This window comes from Zestomonas insulae (assembly GCF_016901015.1).
GTDB lineage: Bacteria > Pseudomonadota > Gammaproteobacteria > Pseudomonadales > Pseudomonadaceae > Aquipseudomonas > Aquipseudomonas insulae.
Genome location: NZ_JAFEUP010000007.1, coordinates 194531 through 213623 on the forward strand (window position 1 = coordinate 194531; position 19093 = coordinate 213623).

21 protein-coding genes are annotated in these 19093 nt (G+C 68.1%); 8 read left to right on the forward strand and 13 right to left on the reverse strand.

Features of this window, described 5'->3' with window-relative positions:
* The first annotated feature begins 1 nt into the window (after position 1).
* Both recG and JQX08_RS21655 read left to right on the forward strand, forming a co-directional pair.
* Positions 2-2077: an ATP-dependent DNA helicase RecG gene (recG, locus tag JQX08_RS21650; protein ID WP_205350526.1), complete on the forward strand. Its 2076-nt coding sequence runs from the start codon at positions 2-4 to the stop codon at positions 2075-2077.
* A gap of 91 nt (positions 2078-2168) precedes the next feature.
* Positions 2169-3572: an aminoacyl-tRNA deacylase and HDOD domain-containing protein gene (locus JQX08_RS21655; protein ID WP_205350527.1), complete on the forward strand. Its 1404-nt coding sequence runs from the start codon at positions 2169-2171 to the stop codon at positions 3570-3572.
* Positions 3573-3657: 85 nt separating this feature from the next.
* Here the strand turns inward: JQX08_RS21655 and JQX08_RS21660 are convergent, their stop codons facing one another.
* The 8 genes from JQX08_RS21660 to JQX08_RS21695 form a co-directional block, all read right to left on the reverse strand.
* Entirely contained in the window at positions 3658-4398 is a 741-nt protein-coding gene (locus tag JQX08_RS21660; protein ID WP_205350528.1) for a hypothetical protein, read from the reverse strand.
* Positions 4399-4479: 81 nt separating this feature from the next.
* On the reverse strand, positions 4480-4875 hold the full coding sequence (locus JQX08_RS21665) for a helicase (RefSeq protein ID WP_205350529.1): 396 nt from the start codon (positions 4873-4875) through the stop codon (positions 4480-4482).
* A gap of 121 nt (positions 4876-4996) precedes the next feature.
* The gene (locus JQX08_RS21670) at positions 4997-5269 is read right to left on the reverse strand and encodes an HU family DNA-binding protein (RefSeq protein ID WP_239482310.1); all 273 of its coding nucleotides are present in this window, start codon (positions 5267-5269) and stop codon (positions 4997-4999) included.
* A 192-nt stretch (positions 5270-5461) separates the two neighbouring features.
* Entirely contained in the window at positions 5462-6610 is a 1149-nt protein-coding gene (locus tag JQX08_RS21675; RefSeq protein WP_430472561.1) for an NAD(P)/FAD-dependent oxidoreductase, read from the reverse strand.
* A 67-nt stretch (positions 6611-6677) separates the two neighbouring features.
* Positions 6678-6845, reverse strand: a complete 168-nt coding sequence (locus JQX08_RS21680) for a rubredoxin (protein WP_205350531.1) — start codon at positions 6843-6845, stop codon at positions 6678-6680.
* 107 nt (positions 6846-6952) lie between these two features.
* Positions 6953-7969: a fatty acid desaturase family protein gene (locus JQX08_RS21685; RefSeq protein WP_205350532.1), complete on the reverse strand. Its 1017-nt coding sequence runs from the start codon at positions 7967-7969 to the stop codon at positions 6953-6955.
* Between the two features lie 10 nt (positions 7970-7979).
* Positions 7980-9041: a putative urea ABC transporter substrate-binding protein gene (locus JQX08_RS21690; protein WP_430472562.1), complete on the reverse strand. Its 1062-nt coding sequence runs from the start codon at positions 9039-9041 to the stop codon at positions 7980-7982.
* An 18-nt stretch (positions 9042-9059) separates the two neighbouring features.
* The gene (locus JQX08_RS21695) at positions 9060-9914 is read right to left on the reverse strand and encodes a sugar phosphate isomerase/epimerase family protein (protein WP_205350534.1); all 855 of its coding nucleotides are present in this window, start codon (positions 9912-9914) and stop codon (positions 9060-9062) included.
* Positions 9915-10130: 216 nt separating this feature from the next.
* Between JQX08_RS21695 and JQX08_RS21700 the strand changes: the two genes are divergently transcribed.
* Positions 10131-10505, forward strand: coding sequence for a hypothetical protein (locus tag JQX08_RS21700; protein ID WP_205350535.1), 375 nt, complete (start codon positions 10131-10133; stop codon positions 10503-10505).
* A 62-nt stretch (positions 10506-10567) separates the two neighbouring features.
* Here the strand turns inward: JQX08_RS21700 and JQX08_RS21705 are convergent, their stop codons facing one another.
* Entirely contained in the window at positions 10568-10735 is a 168-nt protein-coding gene (locus tag JQX08_RS21705; RefSeq protein ID WP_205350536.1) for a rubredoxin, read from the reverse strand.
* 203 nt (positions 10736-10938) lie between these two features.
* Here JQX08_RS21705 and JQX08_RS21710 point away from each other — a divergent pair, with 203 nt between their 5' ends.
* Complete coding sequence (locus JQX08_RS21710; RefSeq protein ID WP_205350537.1) at positions 10939-11481, forward strand: chorismate lyase; 543 nt, start codon at positions 10939-10941, stop codon at positions 11479-11481.
* 90 nt (positions 11482-11571) lie between these two features.
* Positions 11572-12462 carry a 4-hydroxybenzoate octaprenyltransferase gene (gene ubiA, locus JQX08_RS21715; RefSeq protein ID WP_205350538.1) on the forward strand — a complete coding sequence of 297 codons (891 nt, stop codon included), beginning with the start codon at positions 11572-11574 and terminating at the stop codon, positions 12460-12462.
* A 35-nt stretch (positions 12463-12497) separates the two neighbouring features.
* Here ubiA and JQX08_RS21720 read toward each other — a convergent pair whose 3' ends face one another.
* Complete coding sequence (locus JQX08_RS21720) at positions 12498-12872, reverse strand: COG4315 family predicted lipoprotein (RefSeq protein WP_205350539.1); 375 nt, start codon at positions 12870-12872, stop codon at positions 12498-12500.
* A gap of 229 nt (positions 12873-13101) precedes the next feature.
* Here JQX08_RS21720 and phoB point away from each other — a divergent pair, with 229 nt between their 5' ends.
* The 3 genes from phoB (at position 13102) to JQX08_RS21735 (ending at position 16574) form a co-directional block, all read left to right on the forward strand.
* On the forward strand, positions 13102-13791 hold the full coding sequence (gene phoB, locus JQX08_RS21725; protein ID WP_205350540.1) for a phosphate regulon transcriptional regulator PhoB: 690 nt from the start codon (positions 13102-13104) through the stop codon (positions 13789-13791).
* 38 nt (positions 13792-13829) lie between these two features.
* The gene (gene phoR, locus JQX08_RS21730) at positions 13830-15146 is read left to right on the forward strand and encodes a phosphate regulon sensor histidine kinase PhoR (protein WP_205350541.1); all 1317 of its coding nucleotides are present in this window, start codon (positions 13830-13832) and stop codon (positions 15144-15146) included.
* 84 nt (positions 15147-15230) lie between these two features.
* On the forward strand, positions 15231-16574 hold the full coding sequence (locus tag JQX08_RS21735; RefSeq protein WP_205350542.1) for a hemolysin family protein: 1344 nt from the start codon (positions 15231-15233) through the stop codon (positions 16572-16574).
* A gap of 59 nt (positions 16575-16633) precedes the next feature.
* On the opposite strand, the gene JQX08_RS21740 is transcribed toward JQX08_RS21735, so the two are convergent.
* The 3 genes from JQX08_RS21740 to JQX08_RS21750 form a co-directional block, all read right to left on the reverse strand.
* On the reverse strand, positions 16634-16879 hold the full coding sequence (locus tag JQX08_RS21740) for a hypothetical protein (RefSeq protein WP_205350543.1): 246 nt from the start codon (positions 16877-16879) through the stop codon (positions 16634-16636).
* A gap of 176 nt (positions 16880-17055) precedes the next feature.
* Entirely contained in the window at positions 17056-17952 is an 897-nt protein-coding gene (locus JQX08_RS21745; protein ID WP_205350544.1) for a peptidoglycan DD-metalloendopeptidase family protein, read from the reverse strand.
* Between the two features lie 201 nt (positions 17953-18153).
* Positions 18154-19050 carry a response regulator gene (locus JQX08_RS21750; protein WP_205350545.1) on the reverse strand — a complete coding sequence of 299 codons (897 nt, stop codon included), beginning with the start codon at positions 19048-19050 and terminating at the stop codon, positions 18154-18156.
* Between the last annotated feature and the right edge of the window lie 43 nt (positions 19051-19093).

A 19093-nucleotide genomic window follows, 5' to 3' on the forward strand; every position in this document is an offset into this window, starting at 1 on the left:
CATGACCGAACTGGCCACGGTGTCGGTGACCGCGCTGAAGGGCGTCGGCGCCGCGCTGGCGGAAAAGCTCGCCAAGGTCGGCCTGGAGAACCTGCAGGACGTGCTGTTCCACCTGCCGCTGCGCTACCAGGACCGCACCCGCATCACCCCGATCGGCGCGCTGCGTCCGGGCCAGGACGCGGTGGTCGAGGGCACGGTGGCCGGCGCCGACGTGGTCATGGGTCGTCGGCGCAGCCTGCTGGTGCGCCTGCAGGACGGCAGCGGCACGCTGTCGTTGCGCTTCTACCACTTCAGCCAGGCGCAGAAGGACGGCCTCAAGCGCGGCACCCAGTTGCGCTGCTACGGCGAGGTGCGCCCCGGCTCGTCGGGCCTGGAGATCTACCACCCGGAATACCGCGCGCAGAGCGGCGCCGAGCCGATCGCCGTGGAGCAGACGCTGACGCCGATCTACCCGACCACCGAAGGCCTCACCCAGCAGCGCCTGCGCCAGCTCAGCAGCCAGGCGCTGACCCGCCTCGGCCCGCACAGCCTGCCCGACTGGCTGCCCGCCGAACTGGCCCGCGACTACCAGCTCGGCCCGCTCGACCAGGCGATCCGCTACCTGCACCGGCCGCCGCCGGACGCCGACCTGGAGGAGCTCGCCGAAGGCCGCCACTGGGCACAGCATCGCCTGGCCTTCGAGGAACTGCTGACCCACCAGCTGTCGCTGCAGCGCCTACGCGAGCAGTTGCGCGCCCAGGCCGCGCCGCCGCTGCCGGCGGCGCGCCAGCTGCCGCAACGCTTCCTCTCCAACCTCAGCTTCGCCCCGACCGGCGCCCAGCAGCGGGTCGGCGCCGAGATCGCCTACGACCTCGCCCAGGATGAGCCGATGCTGCGCCTGGTGCAGGGCGACGTCGGCGCCGGCAAGACCGTGGTCGCCGCGCTGGCCGCCCTTCAGGCGCTGGAAGCCGGCTACCAGGTGGCGCTGATGGCGCCCACCGAAATCCTCGCCGAGCAGCACTTCCTCACCTTCAGCAAATGGCTGGCGCCGCTCGGCATCGAGGTCGCCTGGCTGGCCGGCAAGCTCAAGGGCAAGGCGCGCGCTGCGGCGCTGGCGCAGATCGCCGGCGGCGCGCCGATGGTGGTCGGCACCCACGCGCTGTTCCAGGACGAGGTGCAGTTCCAGCGTCTGGCGCTGGTGATCATCGACGAGCAGCACCGCTTCGGCGTGCAGCAGCGCTTGGCGCTGCGCCAGAAGGGCGTCGACGGGCGTCTCTGCCCGCACCAGCTGATCATGACTGCCACGCCGATCCCACGCACCCTGGCGATGAGTGCCTACGCCGACCTCGACACTTCGATCCTCGACGAACTGCCGCCCGGGCGGACCCCGGTCAACACCCTGGTGATCGCCGACAACCGCCGCTTCGAGGTGGTCGAGCGGGTCCGCGCGGCCTGCCGTGAAGGCCGCCAGGCCTACTGGGTGTGCACACTGATCGAGGAATCCGAGGAGCTGACCTGTCAGGCCGCGGAAACCACCTTCGAGGAACTCTCAGCGGCGCTCGACGGCCTGCGCGTCGGCCTGATCCACGGGCGCATGAAGCCGGCCGAGAAGGCCGCGGTGATGAGCGAGTTCAAGGAAGGCCGCCTGCAGCTGCTGGTCGCCACCACAGTGATCGAGGTCGGGGTCGACGTGCCCAACGCCAGCCTGATGATCATCGAGAACCCCGAGCGGCTCGGCCTCGCCCAGCTGCACCAGCTGCGCGGTCGGGTCGGCCGCGGCAGCGCCGCCAGCCACTGCGTGCTGCTCTACCACGCGCCGCTCTCACAGCTCGGCCGCGAGCGCCTGGCGATCATGCGCGAGACCTGCGACGGCTTCGTCATCGCCGAGAAGGACCTCGAACTGCGCGGCCCCGGCGAGATGCTCGGCACCCGCCAGACCGGCCTGCTGCAGTTCAAGGTCGCCGACCTGATGCGCGACGCCGAGCTGCTGCCGGCGGTACGCGACGCCGCCCAGGCGCTGCTGGCACGCTGGCCGCAACACGTCAGCCCACTGCTCGAGCGCTGGCTGCGCCACGGCCAGCAATACGGCCAAGTGTGAGTCGATTCATCACGCCGGTCGTTTGCTTGCCGCAGCGACCAGCGGCCATGGTTATACTCGCTGCATTGATGCCCAGCCGGACCTTGCGCCCATGACCGAACTCGCCCGCGCCACCGACACCTCGCCCCAACCGCCCGCCGTGATCACCCAGTTGCTCGACAAGCTCGCCGTTCCCTACCAGGTGCGTGACGAGCAGCCCGGCCTGGACCCGGCGCAACGCGTGCAGGCGGTGCTGCTCGAGGACGCGATCGGCGCGCTGCTGGTGCTGTTCCCGCAGAACCAGCTGCTCGACCTCAAGCGCCTGGCCGAACTGACCGGCCGCCAGCTGACCGCGATCAAGCCGGAGCGCCAGGAGCGCATGCTCGGCAAACACGGCCTCGACCAGCTGCCCGCCCTGCCGGCGCTGACCAGCGCGCCGTGCCTGTACGACGAGCGCCTGCTGCAGGTGCCGCAGCTGCTGATCGATTCCGGCCAGGCCGGGGTGCTGCTGGAGATTCCCAGCGACGCGTTCAAGGGCCTGCTGAGCAAGGCCAGCGCCGCGCGCTTCGGCGAACCGCTGACCGGCATCCGCCCCAACCTCGACCGCCCGGACGACGACCGCGCGGAGATCACCCAGGCCGTGCAGGCATTCACCGCGCGACGCATCCAGCAGCGCCTGGAAGAGACCATCGAGATCCCGCCGCTGCCGGAAACCGCGCAGCGCATCATCAAGCTGCGCGTCGACCCGAACGCCACGGTGGACGACATCACCGGGGTGGTCGAGACCGACCCGGCGCTGGCCGCCCAGGTGGTCAGCTGGGCCGCCTCGCCGTACTACGCGGCGCCGGGCAAGATCCGCTCGGTGGAGGACGCCATCGTCCGCGTGCTGGGCTTCGACCTGGTAATCAACCTGGCGCTCGGCCTGGCCCTGGGCAAAACCCTCAGCCTGCCCAAGGACCAGCCGCAGCAGACCACCCCGTACTGGCACCAGGCGATCTACACCGCCGCGGTGATCGAGGGTCTGACCCGCGCAATGCCCCGCGCGGTGCGCCCGGAAGCCGGGTTGACCTACCTCGCCGGTCTGCTGCACAACTTCGGTTACCTGGTGCTCGCGCACGTCTTCCCGCCGCACTTCTCGCTGATCTGCCGCCATCTGGAAGCCAACCCGCACCTCTCGCACGGCTACATCGAGCAGCACCTGCTGGGTATCAGCCGCGAGCAGATTGGCGCCTGGCTGATGCGCCACTGGGACATGCCGGAAGAGCTGTCCACTGCGCTGCGCTTCCAGCACGACCCGGACTACCGCGGCGCCAATGCGGCCTACCCGAATCTGGTCAGCCTGGCGGTGCGCCTGCTGCGCAACCGCGGTATCGGTGCCGGCCCGCAGGGCCCGATTCCGGCCAGCCTCTACGAAGGCCTCGGCCTGAGCCGCGAGAAGGCCGAAGAAGCGGTCGACAAGGTGCTGGCCGCCGAAGCCGCGCTGCGCGAACTGGCCACCCAGTACCAGCACGTCTGAGCGGGCGCGCGCAGCGCCTGAGCGCTGCATACGAAAACGCCGCCGGCCGAATGGCCCGCGGCGTTTTTTTCTGTCCCGGCTGCAGTTACTTGAGGGCGGCGCGGCGCGCGGCGAAGACTCGCGGCAGCGCCTCGACGCAGGCTTCCAGCAGGGTGTGCACCGGCTTCTGTTCGTACAGCGTGGTGTAGTCCTGCAGATCGCTGCTGGGCATCTGCCGGTAGGCATAGAACATGAAGGATTCCACCGCCTGGGCGCTGGAGCTGCGCAACCCGTCGCGCTGCTTGGCGGTCTGCTCGCCCAGCTGCTCCTCGCTCAGCTGTCCGCCGCGGCCACGCAGGACCAGCAGCGCCTGGGTCTTGCCGGTCTCGTAACGCAACAGGGTGGCCAGCTCGGAGGTGTGCGCGGCCTGGTCGAGGCGCTGCACCAGGGCCAGCCGCTCGGCGCGCGGCGGCTTGCTCTTCAGCTGCTCACGGTAGGCGGCCAGACCCTCGGCGCCAGCGGTCTCGCCGACGCTGCGCTCGGCGGCGGTGAAGCGCTGCGCCAGCGGGCTGGAGAGCAGCGCTTCGATCTGCGGCACTTCGCTGGCGTCGAGCTTGGGCGCGACCTGCGCGGCCAGTTCGTCACACAGGGTATCGGCGGCGAAGGCTTCGGCCACCGCCGCCTGCTGGGCCGGCGGCAGACCGCGCTGAATCAGTGGCGCACTCTGCTCGCAGAGCAGGCGGATGCCGGCCAGGTCGAAGGCCTGGCCGAGCGCCGCCGGACGGGCCGGTTCGGCAACAGCAATCAGCGGGGTGAGGAGCACGGCGAACAGCGGCAACACACGCATGACGGAGCATCCAGCAGAAGACTGCCGTCAGCCTAACCAAAGGCCCAGACGCCGGCTAGCGGCGCCCGGAGGGATTGCGTATCAGGCCGCCTTTTTCTCGACGCTCTTCTTCTTTTTCGGCACGAGGAACTTGGTCAGGCCCTGGAACCAGATCACCAGCGCCGGGTTGCCCTGGATCTGGATGTCCTTGTTCTGAATGCCCTGCATGAAGGCCAGCTGCTTGTTCTTGGCGTTCATGGTGGCGAAGCCGTAGCCGGCGTCCTTGAAGCCGATGGCGAAGTCGGCGGCCACCGCTGCACCGCGCTTGCTGGTGACGCGCTGATCCTTGACCACGAAATGGCGCGCCAGCTTGCCGTCGAGGGTGTGCAGTTGGAAGGTCAGGTCCTTGCCGGCCAGCTGCTGCTGGAAGGCGGGATTGTCACGACTGGCCTTGGCCATCAAGCGGCCCAGCATCCAGAGGAGAAAGCGGAATTTCATGCGCACGGCCTCGGCGGGAAAATAAGCGGCGGCGCATTGTAGCGAGTTGCGGGGGGAACTACAGCCGAACTTCGGTTGGGCCAAAAGCCCGGAGCACAGCGGCTCCGGGCGGGAACTGCGCTCAGTTGACGGCGTCTTTCAGCGACTTGCCGGGCTTGAAAGCGACGGTGTTGCTGGCCTTGATCTTCACCGGGGCGCCGGTCTGCGGGTTTTTACCGGTGCGGGCACCGCGATGGCGCTGGACGAAGGTACCGAACCCAACCAGGGTCACACTGTCCTTACGGTTCAGCGCGTTGGTGATTTCTTCCAGGACGGCGTTGAGGACGCGATTGGCTTGGTCTTTGGTAAGTTGTGCCTTGTCCGCGATCGCGGCGGCGAGTTCCGGTTTGCGCATAGAAACCTCTTTGACGTTTTGTTGTTGTTGTGTGTCTTGGCCGCTCTTCCCGAACGGCGCCCTACGGCGCCGCAGCAGCTCTGCACTGCGGCAGACCCCGGGGAGAATGGCACGCCGCAAGGCCCCGCGCCAGTCTCGCCCAGGCGTTTTGTCGGGAGAAATTTATGGCTTATCGGACAGAACCTGCGGTGTTTATGCCAACAGCGCGGGCAGCTCTTTGTTCAGCGCCAATTTTTCCTGAACGGCCGTACCGGTTAGTGCGTAACCGAGCAGCTGCCCGGCGTTGTCGCGGCACAGCGCCTTGATATCGGCGCCACTGCCTTCCACCGTCCATTCGCCGCTCAGACCGCGTGGCGGCGGCGAGACCACCAGCGGACACACCGGGGTCTTGACCAACACCGGCATCGGCCCGTAGCTGACCGCCGTCGGCGTGCCGGCGAGGGTCTGCGCCAGGGCGCGCGTGCAGCTCATCAGCGGCATCACGTAGAGCAGGTTGAGGCCGTCGACCTCGGCGCAGTCGCCGAGCGCGTAGATGTTGGCGTGCGAGGTCTGCAGCTGGCGGTCGACCGCCACCCCGCGGTTCACCGCGAGGCCTGCGGCGGCGGCCAGGTCGATGCGCGGACGCAGGCCGACCGCCGACACCACCAGGTCGCAGGCGATGCGGCTGCCGTCCGACAGGTGCGCCTCGAGCGCCTCGTCCTGGCGGTTGAGGCTGGCCAGCACCGGGCCGAGGTGGAACTGCACGCCGAGGCTTTCCAGACCGCGTTGCACCGCAGTGGCCGCTGCCGGATGCAGCAACCCGGGCATTACCTGTTCGCACGGCGCCACCAGTTCGACCTGGTAGCCGCCGGCGCTGAGGTCGTTGGCGAACTCGCAGCCGATCAGCCCGGCGCCGAGGATCAGCACGCGCTGCTTGCCGGCCGCGGCGGCGCGGAAGCGTGCGTAGTCCTCGAGGTCGTTGATCGGGAAGATCGCGTCCTGGGCATCGCCCTCGACCGGCACGCGGATGGTCTCCGCGCCCCAGGCCAGCACCAGGTCGCGGTAGGGCACGGCTTCCTCGCCGATCCACAGGCGCTTGTGGCCCGGGTCGATACCGGTGATGCGCGTGTGGGTGCGCACCCCGGCCTTGAGCTGTTCGGCCATTGCCCCCGGTTCGGCCATGGCCAGGCCGTCGGCGTCCTTGTTCTTGCCGAAGCCGGTGGACAGCATCGGCTTGGAATAGGAACGCCCGTCGTCGGCGCTGATCAGCAGCAGCGGCGTGTCGCCGTCCAGCTTGCGAAATTCCTTGGCCAGGTTATAGCCGGCCAGGCCGGTACCGACGATCACCACCGGGGCTGCCACGGGTGCAGACATTGCTCACTCCTAACGGGCGACGCGCCAGGCGCCGCGAATAAAGACGATCGCGCGATCAGTCGATGGCGATCATTTCGAAATCGATCTTGCCGACACCACAATCCGGGCACACCCAGTCGGCCGGGATGTCTTCCCAGGCAGTTCCGGGGGCGATGCCCTCCTCCGGCAAACCTTCGGCCTCGTCGTAGATGAAGCCGCAGACGATGCATTGCCACTTGCGCATACCGACCTCCGCCATGCGGATGCTGAGGGGACCCTAACGGATTCGCCCGGCCCCGCCAACCTCCGCCACGGGCGTCCCGACGGAGGTTGGGGGCGCTACCAGGCAGTTTACAGCGCGGTGAGGAACGACACCCCGTAGACGCCGACGAAGCCCGGCCCGGCGGCCACCGGCTGGCCGACCGTGGCGTCGCCATGGTCGGCGTTGAGCACGCGAGTCACGCGGTTGCGGTGCATGTTGGCGAGGAACTGGCGGGCCGGCAGCACCGGCTCCTCGGCCGGGTCGGCGCCATACAGCTCACGGTGCAGCTGTGGCAGGCGGTACCAGGGCGTCACCGGCTTCTCGTGGTGGGCATTGTGGTAGCCGAAGTTGAGCACCAGCAGGTTGAGCAGCGGCGAATGGCCGAACGGGTTGGAGAAGGTGTTGCGCTGCTCGTAGGCGTAGCTCGGCCGCTCGCCCGGCTCGGCGTCCAGGCCGACTACCACCTCGTAGGTGTGCTGGTGCATGTCGAGGGTGCGCAGCACGTTGAGGAACAGCATGTAGGCGACGATGTAGCCGAGCAGCGCCGGCCAGGCGAAGCAGGCGAGCAGCAGCAGCGCGCTGCCGCGCAGCACCAGCCAGGTCAGCACGCGGCGGCGGCGCGCCCGGTAGGCCTCGACGAAGAACGGACTGAAGATCACCAGGCCGTGCATGAACATCTCCACCGCCGGCACATAAGCCCACTCCAGCGCCTGCACCAGGCGCAGCAGCCAGGGCCGGGCGAGGAGCATGGCGCGGTAGTCGAAGGCCACCACGTCGGCACGGTCGACGTGGTGACGCATGTGCTTGAGGCGCAGACCGTCGTAGGCGCCGTAGCAGCCGCCGACCAGCACGCTGAGCAGGTTGCCGAGGCGCGCGTTCCACTCGCGCTCGAAGAACACCGCCTGGTGCGTGCAGTCGTGGATCAGGTAGGCGGCGATCACCAGGCCGTGGCCGAGCAGCAGCACGCCGAGCGGCCAGCTCCACCAGCTGGCGTGGACCAGCAGGGCGAAGCCGCCGGCGTAGGCGCCGAGGATGTAGGCCAGGGCCAGCGCGGTGGGCAGCAGGCCGTCGGGGTGACGGAGTTTGGGCAGAGCGGGCAGTTTCATCACAAAATCCTCACAGCTGGCCGGCGGCCGCCAGGCGCAGGTACTGGTCGTCGAAGCGCAGCTTCACGTTGTTCGCGTCGCCGTAGCGGCTGCCGTCGGCGAAGGCCATGCCGACCGCGCCGGCGGAGGTCGCGCCGTTGCCGAGCAGGCCCTTGGCGTAGGAGAACTCGGCGATGCGCGCCATGGTCTGGGCCATCGCCGGGTCACGCATGAACGCACCGGCTTCGGCCGGGGTGGCGAACAGGTAGGTGGCGTCCAGTTGGCGCTCGAAGCCGGCGCGGTCGGTGCCGGCGGCCTGACCCATGACGCTGCGCGCCTCGCGCCCGGCATCGCTGTCCTCGCCCATCACCGCGAGGGTTTCGAACCAGGCGCCGATCAGCGCCTTGGCCAGTTCCGGGTGCTTGGCCACGGTGGCGCTGTTGACCACGATGCCGTCGGTCAGCTCGCCGGGCATCTGCCGCGAGTCGAACACCAGGTGCGCGTCGTCGCGCTTGAGGATGTCGCTGACCATCGGGTTCCAGGTCACCATCGCGGTCACCGCCGGCTGGCCGAACAGCGGCACCATGTCGGCGTCCGAGGTGTTCACCAGGGTCAGGTCGCGCTCGCTGAGACCGACGCTTTCCAGGGCACGGGCGAGGAAGTAGTGGGACACCGAGAACTGGATCAGGTTGACCGGCTGGCCCTTGATGTCGGCGAGGCTCGAACCGTGCTTGAGAATGATCGCGTCGTTGCCGTTGGAGTAGTCGCCGATGGTCAGCAGCGTCGAGTCGACCCCGCCCGCGGCGGGAATGGTCAGCGCGTCCATGGTCGCCATCAGGCAGGCGTCGAAGGCGCCGGCGCTGTACTGGTTGATGCCTTCGATGTAGTCGTTGACCTGAACGATCTCCACCTCGATGCCGTACTTCTTCGCCCACTTGTCCATGATCCCGCTGGTGCGGGCGTATTCCATGGGCATGAAGCCGGGGTACAGCGACCAGGCGATGCGGAACTGCTCCTTGGCCAGCACCGGCTGGGCCAGCAGGCACGCACCGAGGCCGAGCACGGCCAGGCCTCGACGGGTGAAACGGGACAATGCGGACATGGCGATCTCCTAGGCGGTCAAGGCAGTGGCGGCGCAGCGCTGGAAGTGCGCGCGCTCGGTGGTGGCGATCCAGCAGTTGATCTGCCAGAGGTCGGCGACCGGCTGGTCGGTGAACGGCAGGGTGTGCAGGTAGCCGTCCGGGCCGAATTCCGGGGTCATGCTGCTCAGCGCGTAGCCGCGCCGGCGCTGCGCCGCCCACACCGCTTCCCAGAAGCGCTGGTGGAAGGCCAGGCAGTCGGCGTACTCCGGCGCCGCCGGGTGCGGCACCTGCGGGCCCTGCGGATAACCGACGCGGCCATGCACGTGGTGGACCTGTTCGGCGATGCCCAGCAGCAGCTCCCAGTCGTCATCCAGCAGGCGCTCGCTGACTACCACCCAGTGGCTGATGTCGGCGGTCAGGCGCAACGCCGGCAGCTGGCGCACCAGTTCGCCGGTGACCCAGGGGTTGAACAGCGAGCGGCCACGGTGGGTCTCGAAGCTCAGCTGCACGCCGTGCTTGCGGCCGACCTCCAGCGCCGCGGCGAAGAACTCCAGCTGCACGCCGAGCGGCCAGGCGTCGCAGCCGGCCATCACGTTGAAGAAGCGCGGCTGCAGCGGCAGGCCGTTGAGCAGCTTGCGCTCCAGATCGGCGAGGTGTTCGGCCGGCGTGGCGTGGCGCTCCGGCACGTAGCTGCCGGCGGTGCAGATCTCGGCGATGTAGGCCAGGTCGTGGGCGGCCAGCACCTCGGCGAACGCGGCGCGCTCGCTCGGCTGTTCCGGCGCCGGCGCCTCGAGGCCGTCGAAGCCGGCGGCCAGGGCCTGTTCGGCGGCGGCTTGCGCGCTGCCGTGGTGGCCCCAGAAGGTTTTGAATATTTGCAGCTGCATGGCATTCTCCCCGCTCGACATGAGCGCTGGGAGTGCCTGGAGCAACCGCCGTGCCAGCTGCGCCGCAGGCGCAACAAAATGCTTTATTTCATGCAGTTTTGCATGTTTAAGCGCATTTACCGAGTCGTCGCGAGCACCGCAAAGTGCTTCGCAAAAGTGCACTGCGTGCAACTTTGCACCAAACTGAACTCAGCAACAGCCACCGAGCAGGACGCCATGACCCGCCGCTACAGCCAGATCAATCGCCGCGCCGTCGCCGCCGCCATCATCCAGATGGACGAAAGCTGGATCGCCCTGTTCAGCGACCTCGGCCTCAGCGACCTGTGCTACTGCGACCTGTTCACCCACATGTGGCTGCGCGCCGAGCAGGCGCTGCGCAAGACCGACCTGTACGCCTTCATGCCGAGCATCAGCCGACGCACCGCGGTGAAGTACGTGCAGCAGCTGATCGACGCCGGCCTGCTCGGCGAAAGCGGCGCCGAGCACGACAAGCGGGTGCGCTGGGTGACCCTCAGCGAGGCGGTCAGCACGCGCCTGGAACGCTTCTTCGACCAGTCGTTCGAGAACTACAGCCGCCTGGGCAAGGCCTGAGCGGTCGGCAGAAACGACAACGGCGACCCTGAGGCCGCCGCTGTCTGCAAATCATCCTGGGCTCAGGCGATCTCGATCATCTCGAAATCGGTCTTGCCCACGCCGCAATCCGGGCACACCCACTCTTCCGGCACATCCTGCCAGGCGGTACCGGCGGCGATACCTTCGTCCGGCCAGCCCAGGCGCTCGTCATAGATCAGGCCACAGACCACACATTGCCACTTCTTCATCGCCAACTACCTCGGTTGCTCAGGCTTTCTCACGTCCGGGCGATCAATGCAGTTAAGGTGCCACCCGACTCTGCCGGCTTTGTACTGGCCCGCGCGCTGCGACGCAAGTGCCGTCCGGCCGGCCCAACCTTTGGCTGGTGGCCGGAAGGCCAGCGGCGATCATGCTAAGCTCGCCACCCCGACCGCCGTAGATAGTCGCGACCGTGCCCCTGCCCCATCCGCCGCGCTGGCTCAACGCCGCCCAACTGCACCCGCACCCCACTGCCACCTGTGTCGACTGGCTGTTCGACCAAGGCTCGCTGACACGCCGCCTGACCGCGCTGGCCGACGGCGCGTTCAGCGTCACCCCGCTGCTCGAGGGCTGGCACAGCCTGCGCCACGATGAGTGCCAGGCGCTCGGTGTGGCCGAGGGCAGCCAGGGCTGGGTGCGCGAGGTGTACCTGCGCGGGCATGGCGAGGCCTGGGTGTTCGCCCGCAGCGTGGCGGCGCGCAGCGCGCTGGAAGGCTCGGGTTTCGACCTCAGCCTGCTCGGCAGCCGCTCGCTCGGCGAACTGCTGTTCAGCGACCGCGCGTTCAGCCGCGGTCCGATCGAAGTGACCCGCTACCCGGCGCCCTGGCTGCCCGCCGAAGTGCGCGACGAACGCCTGTGGGGACGCCGTTCCTGCTTCGCCCGCGGCGGCCTCGGCGTGCTGGTCGCCGAAGTGTTCCTGCCAGCGCTGTGGCAACGGGTCGACGCCCAGGACTGATTGCCGACGCCCGGCGCAATACAGCTTTACGTCTCCCGCGACCGTCCATCGCCCTATAATCGGCGCATCCCGCCCGCAGAGACGCGTCCGATGTACCAACACCTGCTGAAATCGCTCAACCGCCTGCACCCGCGCAGCTGGGACTTCATCCAGCTGATGCGCATGGACAAGCCGATCGGTATCTACCTGCTGCTGTGGCCGACCTTGTGGGCGCTGTGGATCGCCGGCGAGGGCCGCCCGAGCGTGAAGAACCTGGTGATCTTCCTGCTCGGCACCGTGCTGATGCGCGCGGCCGGCTGCGTGATCAACGACTACGCCGACCGCAACTTCGACGGCCATGTGGCGCGCACCCGCGAACGTCCGCTGGCCAGCGGCCGGGTCAGTGCCAAGGAGGCGCTGGTGCTGTTCGCCGTGCTGCTGCTGGTCAGCTTCGGCCTGGTCCTGCTGACCAACGCGACGACCATCTGGCTGTCGTTCGGCGGCGTCGCCCTCGCCGCTTGCTACCCGTTCATGAAGCGCTACACCTTCTACCCGCAGGTGGTGCTGGGCATGGCCTTCTCCTGGGGTATCCCGATGGCGTTCACCGCCGAGACCGGCGAACTGCCGATGGCCGCCTGGTTGCTGTACATCGCCAACCTGCTGTGGACCGTCGGCTACGACACCTACTATGCGATGGCCGACCGCGAGGACGACCTGAAGATCGGGGTGAAATCCACCGCCATCCTGTTCGGCGACGCCGACCGGCTGATCATTCTCAGCCTGCAGGGCCTGGCTCTGCTGTGCCTGCTGCTGGCCGGCTCGCGCTTCGAGTTGGGCCTGTGCTTCCACCTCGGCCTGCTCGCCGCCGCGCTGTGCTTCGCCTGGGAGTTCTGGTTGACCCGCGCGCGCGAGCCGCTGGTGTGCTTCCAGGCCTTCCTGCACAACCACTGGGCCGGCCTGGCGATCTTCCTCGGCCTGGTGCTCGACTACGCGCTGCGCTGAGTCGGGCCGGCGCTCCCGCGCCGGCCGCAGGGTGGCTAGGGCTTGGCGACGTGCCAGACGCCCATCTTGCCTTCGCCGGTCTGGTCGCCGGCCTTCTTGTCCTGCACGAAGGTGTACACCGGCTTGCCCTTGTAGGCCCACTGCTGGCCGCCATCGTCGCGGGTGACCACGGTCCACTCGCCGTCGGTCTTGGCCCCGGCGGCCGCGGCCAGCGGCGGCCAGTTGGCGGCGCACTGGCCGTTGCAGGCGGACTTGCCGGCGCTGTCCTTGTCGAAGGTGTACAGCGTCATGCCGTTGTGGTCGGTGAGAATGCCGCCGGACTCCATCGCCGGGTGATCGGCCACGGCCAGGCCTGGCAGGGTCCACAACAGACCGGCACAGGTGGCGGCCAACAGGAAGGTTCTACTCATCGCACGACTCCTCTGGTGAGACAGAGGCGATCTGACGGCAAACCCGAGGGTTTCGGACAGCCTCGCGGGATGGGTTGCGTGGGGCGCGCCGCGCCAGCGACGGCGGATGGTGACGGGCCCCGCAGAGAGCATAGTCCAGCCGCCGGCGCTGGCCGCATCGCCGCCATGTCACATGACTGCAATAATTCCGTTATCTAATGCGCAGCACTTAGAAGTTTCGAGGTTCTCCATGGTTGGCAAGAACATCCTCATCGTCGACGACGAAGCACCGATCCGCGAAATGATCGCCGTGGCCCTGGAAATGGCCGGCTACGACTGCCTGGAAGCGGAAAACAGCCAGCAGGCACACGCCCTGATCGTCGACCGCAAGCCGGACCTGATCCTCCTCGACTGGATGCTGCCCGGCACCAGCGGCATCGAGCTGGCGCGGCGCCTGAAGCGCGACGAGCTGACCCAGGACGTGCCGATCATCATGCTCACCGCCAAGGGCGAAGAGGACAACAAGATCCAGGGCCTGGAAGTCGGCGCCGACGACTACATCACCAAGCCGTTCTCGCCGCGCGAACTGGTCGCCCGCCTCAAGGCCGTGCTGCGCCGCGCCGGCCCCAGCGACGGCGAGACGCCGATCGAAGTCGGCGGCCTGCTGCTCGATCCGATCAGCCACCGCGTGACCATCGACGGCAAACCGGCCGAGATGGGTCCCACCGAGTACCGCCTGCTGCAGTTCTTCATGACCCACCAGGAGCGCGCCTACACCCGTGGCCAGCTGCTCGATCAGGTCTGGGGCGGCAACGTGTATGTCGAGGAGCGCACGGTCGACGTGCACATCCGCCGCCTGCGCAAGGCGCTCGGCGAGGTCTACGAGAATTTGGTGCAGACGGTGCGCGGCACCGGTTATCGTTTCTCCACCAAAAGCTGAGCCGGCCCCTGGCCGCTCGACAAGGAAACCCTTTCCAAGTGAACCATGACTGGCGCGGCGTGGTGATTCGCCGCCTGCTCCTGCTGGTGGCGGCCTGCCTGCTGGTCGGTCTGATCAGCGGCGAGTACGCCTGGGCGCTGGTCGCCGGCCTCGCCGGCTACCTCGGCTGGACACTCTGGCAACTGCTGCGCCTGCAGCGCTGGCTCAAGCACCACCAACCCGACGAACCGCCACCCTTCGCCCACGGCCTGTGGGGCGAGGTGTTCGATGCCATCTACCACCTGCAACGTCGCGATCAGCGCGCCCGCGGGCGCCTGCAGGCGGTCATCGACCGCGCCCAGGAATCCACCGCGGCGCTGCGCGATGCGGTGGTGATGCTGGATGCCGACGGCAACCTGGAATGGTGGAACCGCGCCGCGGAAACCATGCTCGGCCTGAAGACCCCGCAGGACAGCGGCCAGCCGGTGATCAACCTGGTCCGCCACCCGCGCTTCAAGGAGTACCTGGAGCAGACCCAGCACGTCGACCCGCTGGAGCTGCCGTCGCCGATCAACGACCGCCTGCGCCTGCAGTTCCAGCTCACCCACTACGGCAACGGCGAACACCTGATGCTGGTGCGCGACATCACCCGCGTCCATCAGCTCGAGCAGATGCGCAAGGACTTCGTCGCCAACGTCTCCCATGAGCTGCGCACGCCGCTGACGGTGATCGCCGGCTACCTGGAGACCCTGCTCGACAACGTCGAGGACGTGAATCCGCGCTGGCTGCGCCCGCTGCAGCAGATGCAGCAGCAGGGAGCGCGCATGCAGACGCTGCTCAACGACCTGCTTTTGTTAGCCAAGCTGGAAGCCACCGACTACCCCTCGGACAACCAGCCGGTGGCCGTCGACGAGCTGCTGCAGACCATCAAGGCCGACGCCCAGGCGCTGTCCGCCGCGCGCCAGCACCGCATCAGCCTCGACGCCGCTGCCGACGTGCAGCTCAAGGGCAGCGAGGCGGAGCTGCGCAGCGCCTTCTCCAACCTGATCTTCAACGCGGTGAAGTACACCCCGGACGGCGGCGACGTACGCATCCGCTGGTGGGCCGATGCGCAAGGCGCGCACCTCACCGTGCAGGACAGCGGCATCGGCATCGAGGCGCATCACCTGCCGCGCGTCACCGAACGCTTCTACCGGGTCGACTCCAGCCGCGCCAGCCACACCGGCGGCACCGGCCTCGGCCTGGCGATCGTCAAGCATGTGCTGCTGCGCCACCGTGGCCGCCTCGACATCAGCAGCGTGCTCGGCCAGGGCAGCACCTTCACCTGCCACTTCCCGCTCAGCCAGGTGGTGCGCGAGGACCTGCAGCCGAGCTGACCGGTCGCCCCGCCGCGGCCCGCGGCTTGCAAACTGGCGACTCAACCTTCACCCTTAGCCGGTCATCAGCCAACGCCCCCACCAATGGACCCTTCCTCTAGTAGTCACTCCCTTCTCGTCTATTTCGCCGACTTCGGCCTCATTCTCTTTGCCCTGTTTCTGGTGCTGCTCAACGGCTTCTTCGTCGCCGCCGAGTTCGCCATGGTCAAGCTGCGCGCCACCAAGGTCGACGCCATCGCCGAGCGGCACGGCTGGCGCGGGCATATCCTGCGCACCGTGCACAATCAGCTCGACGCCTACCTGTCGGCCTGCCAGCTGGGCATTACCCTGGCCTCGCTGGGCCTCGGCTGGGTCGGCGAACCGGCCTTCGCCGAAATTCTCGAACCGCTGCTCGCCGCCATCGGCGTCGACTCGCCGGAAGTCATCCGCGGCATCGCCTTCTTCACCGCGTTCTTCATCATTTCCTACCTGCACATCGTGGTCGGCGAGCTGGCGCCGAAGTCCTGGGCGATTCGCCAGCCGGAACGCCTCTCGCTGTGGACCGCCGCGCCGCTGTACCTGTTCTACTGGCTGATGTACCCGGCGATCTACCTGCTCAACGCCAGTGCCAACGGCATCCTGCGCATCGCCGGCCAGGGCGAGCCGGGGCCGCACCATGAGCACCATTACAGCCGCGACGAACTCAAGCTGATCCTCCACTCCAGCCGCGCCCGCGACCCCAGCGACCAGGACATGCGCGTGCTGGCCTCGGCGGTCGAGCTCGGTGAACTGGAGGTGGTGGACTGGGCCAACTCGCGCGAGGACCTGGTGTACATCGAGCGAAACATGCCGCTCGACGAGGTGTTCAGCATCTTCCGCCGCCACAAGTACAGCCGTTACCCGGTGTACGACGAGGCCGCCGGCGAGTTCATCGGCCTGCTGCACATCAAGGACCTGCTGCTGCAGCTGTCGCTGCTGGAAATGCTGCCGACCGCGGTCAAGCTCGACGAGCTGATCCATCCGCTGGAAAGCGTGTCGCGGCACATGCCACTGTCCAGCCTGCTCGAGCAGTTCCGCCAGGGCGGCTCGCACTTCGCCCTGGTCGAGGAGGCCGACGGCAAGGTGATCGGCTATCTGACCATGGAAGACGTGCTGGAAGTGCTGGTCGGCGACATTCAGGACGAGCACCGCAAGGCCGAGCGCGGTGTGCTCGCCTACCAGCCGGGCAAGCTGCTGGTGCGCGGCGACACCCCGCTGTTCAAGCTCGAGCGCCTGCTCGGCGTCGACCTCGACCACATTGAGGCGGAAACCCTCGCCGGGCTGGTCTACGAGACGCTCAAGCGCGTCCCGGAAGAGGAAGAGCTGATCGAGGTCTCCGGGCTGCGCATCATCGTCAAGAAGATGAAGGGGCCGAAGATCGTCCTCGCCAAGGTGCTCAAGCTCGACTGAGCCCGCCTCGCCGCTCTCCAGGCCGCCGTCCGGCCGACCTGGAGAGCCGGCTGGCCGCGCTAATGCAGCTCGCGGCCCTTATCCAGCATTTGATCGACCAGCCATTTGCCGTGTGCCACGGACGCGCGCTGGGCGTTGTCCAGGTCGGCGAGGAAGGCGTACTGCATCGGTAGGGCGATGCGCTTGCTGGTCTTGCCGTCCGGCGTGGTGATGTGACAGCCGCCGGCCCAGGGCGTGGGAATTCCCGGGTGTTCGACGACGTCGGCGCTGATGGTGTAGTTGCGGTGGACGCAGTGCATGTTCATGGGCTGAACCTCGCGGTTGAAATCCCCACCGGCCGGCGGACACGCGGCCCGAGGGTTCGGCTTGGCTGTTTTCCACCTGAAGATCCGCACGGGGTGCGTGGTGCTTCCGCTGCTTTGCCCACCTTAGTGCAGTTGCCCGTGCGCCGACGCGGCAACCGACGAAGGGTTGCCGCCGTTCAGTCGCCGCCGACGGCGAAGTTCGGCAGGCTGTCGACCGGCTGATTGAAGTCGAACGGGATGGATTCCAGCGCCAGGCCGACGTTGCGCTGAACCACGAAGTGCAGGTGCGGGCCGCTGCTATTGCCGGTGTTGCCGGAGCGCGCCAGGGGCATGCCGACGCTGATGCGCTGGCCTTCCTCGACCAGCACCGAACCGCGCTTCAGGTGCAGGTAGACGCCCATGGTGCCGTCGTCGTGGAGCACCCGCACGTAGTTGCCGGACGGGTTGGTGCCGCGCCCGTATTGGCCGTTCTCGGTCTTCACCACCACCCCGCCGCGCGCGGCGACGATCGGCGTGCCCTCGGGCATGGCGATGTCCATCGCGTAGCGGCCCTTGGGGGTGAAGTGGCTGTACTTGCCGTTGGCGCCCTGGGTCAGGCGGAACGGCCCGCCGCGCCACGGCAGTGGGTAGGCGTAGTCCTGCGGCAGCAGGCGCGGATCGCCGAGGGCGAAGCGCAGCTTGGGCGTGTAGCGCAGCGGCTTGCTGGCGTCGCGCGGGGCCAGGGTGGCCAGGCGCATGCTGGTGCGCGGCGGCAGGACCCAGCGGATCGGCTGCTCCGGCGCGCCGCTGACGTTGTCCAGCTTGCTCAGGCTCAGCTGCACCTCGACCGGCGCGTACAGGTCGTTGCGCACCAGCAGAGTCTCGCCGGCGGCGTGTTTCTTGGTTTCCAGCTTCACCGCGCTGTCCAGGCGCTCGACCATGCGCTCGCGGAACACGAATTCCTGCGCGCCCTTCACGGCCTTGTCGGTGTAGGTCACCACGCCATTGGCGTCGGTGTACTTGTAGATGGTCAGTGCCAGCGCCGGCGCGGCCATGCCGAGCCCGGCCAGCACCAGGAATATGCGCCCCAGCATGATTCCCCCGCTCCCGCTGTTGTTGTTATGTCGGCGACGACCGTCCCGGCCTGGCGTTGCTCACGGCCCGGCGGCGTCTTTATTTGGCTGATCTGCGAGCAAGACTAGCAGCGCCGGAGAGCGCCGGGGAGTCGCCGGTCGTCGGCCGGGGCGGCGCGGTGCGCGACGCAGTTCACAGCGCCGCGCACGGCAGCGGCGCGATTAGGCGCCGGGGACGAAATGGCGCTGCGCGGTGCCGCGGGCGATCAGCCGTGACAGGTAGTCGAGCTTCTGCGGGTCTTGGTCGACGAAGCGCAGGGTCAACTGCAGCCACTCGCTGTCCGGCTTCGGTTCGAAGGCGGCGACCGCGTGCAGGTAGCCGTTGAGCCGCGCCACCTCCTCGCCGCCCTCGCCCTGCGCGAGGTCGAGCACCGCGCTTTCCAGCACCTGCGGCAGCGGTTCGCCGCGCTTCACCAGCAGCAGGGCTTCCTTGAGGCTGAGCGCCTTGATCACGCAGGCCAGGGTGCCGCCCGGCAGGCGCAACTGGCCCTGGCCACGGTTGCCGCTCGGAGCGCTGGCGGGTTTGCTCGGTGTCGGCGCGGCGGCGGCGCGTGGCCGTTCGGCGCTGGCGGTGGGCTGGATGACTTCGGCCTTGCCGCCGGTCAGCTTGGCCAGCGAGTCGTTGGCGAAGGCGCTGCTCGCCGCCTTCGGCGCCTGCGCCATCAGCTGCTCGAGCTTGCCGGCGCGGTGCAGCGCCTTCTTCACCTTGGTGATCAGCTGGTCGTTGGAGAAGGGCTTGCCGATGTAGTCGGAGACGCCGGCCTGGATGGCCTGAACGACGTTTTCCTTGTCACCTCGGCTGGTCACCATGATGAACGGCACCGCCTGCAGCGGCGGCTGTTCGCGGCACCAGGCGAGCAGCTCGAGGCCGCTCATTTCCGGCATTTCCCAGTCGCAGAGGATCAGATCATAAGCCTGGCGGCTGAGAATCTGCTGGGCCTTGCGGCCGTTCACCGCCTCTTCGATCTGGATACCGGGGAAATGCCCGCGCAGGCCCTTTTTCATCAAATCCCGGATGAAAGGGGCATCGTCCACTACCAGCACTGACACTTTGCTCATCGACCACTCCTACGGCAATCGCGCAAGCATAGCTGGCAGCGCT

Bases quoted from the DNA above. Each gene is read 5' to 3' on its own strand.
- JQX08_RS21705 (WP_205350536.1), bottom strand. From the start codon at position 10,735: ATGAAGAAGTGGCAATGTGTGGTCTGTGGCCTGATCTATGACGAGCGC.
- JQX08_RS21655 (WP_205350527.1), top strand. From the start codon at position 2,169: ATGACCGAACTCGCCCGCGCCACCGACACCTCGCCCCAACCGCCCGCC.
- JQX08_RS21735 (WP_205350542.1), top strand. From the start codon at position 15,231: ATGGACCCTTCCTCTAGTAGTCACTCCCTTCTCGTCTATTTCGCCGAC.
- JQX08_RS21680 (WP_205350531.1), bottom strand. From the start codon at position 6,845: ATGCGCAAGTGGCAATGCATCGTCTGCGGCTTCATCTACGACGAGGCC.
- JQX08_RS21745 (WP_205350544.1), bottom strand. From the start codon at position 17,952: ATGCTGGGGCGCATATTCCTGGTGCTGGCCGGGCTCGGCATGGCCGCG.
- phoB (WP_205350540.1), top strand. From the start codon at position 13,102: ATGGTTGGCAAGAACATCCTCATCGTCGACGACGAAGCACCGATCCGC.
- JQX08_RS21720 (WP_205350539.1), bottom strand. From the start codon at position 12,872: ATGAGTAGAACCTTCCTGTTGGCCGCCACCTGTGCCGGTCTGTTGTGG.
- JQX08_RS21660 (WP_205350528.1), bottom strand. From the start codon at position 4,398: ATGCGTGTGTTGCCGCTGTTCGCCGTGCTCCTCACCCCGCTGATTGCT.
- recG (WP_205350526.1), top strand. From the start codon at position 2: ATGACCGAACTGGCCACGGTGTCGGTGACCGCGCTGAAGGGCGTCGGC.
- JQX08_RS21750 (WP_205350545.1), bottom strand. From the start codon at position 19,050: ATGAGCAAAGTGTCAGTGCTGGTAGTGGACGATGCCCCTTTCATCCGG.
- JQX08_RS21695 (WP_205350534.1), bottom strand. From the start codon at position 9,914: ATGCAGCTGCAAATATTCAAAACCTTCTGGGGCCACCACGGCAGCGCG.
- ubiA (WP_205350538.1), top strand. From the start codon at position 11,572: ATGTACCAACACCTGCTGAAATCGCTCAACCGCCTGCACCCGCGCAGC.
- JQX08_RS21740 (WP_205350543.1), bottom strand. From the start codon at position 16,879: ATGAACATGCACTGCGTCCACCGCAACTACACCATCAGCGCCGACGTC.
- JQX08_RS21700 (WP_205350535.1), top strand. From the start codon at position 10,131: ATGACCCGCCGCTACAGCCAGATCAATCGCCGCGCCGTCGCCGCCGCC.
- JQX08_RS21665 (WP_205350529.1), bottom strand. From the start codon at position 4,875: ATGAAATTCCGCTTTCTCCTCTGGATGCTGGGCCGCTTGATGGCCAAG.
- JQX08_RS21685 (WP_205350532.1), bottom strand. From the start codon at position 7,969: ATGAAACTGCCCGCTCTGCCCAAACTCCGTCACCCCGACGGCCTGCTG.
- JQX08_RS21670 (WP_239482310.1), bottom strand. From the start codon at position 5,269: ATGCGCAAACCGGAACTCGCCGCCGCGATCGCGGACAAGGCACAACTT.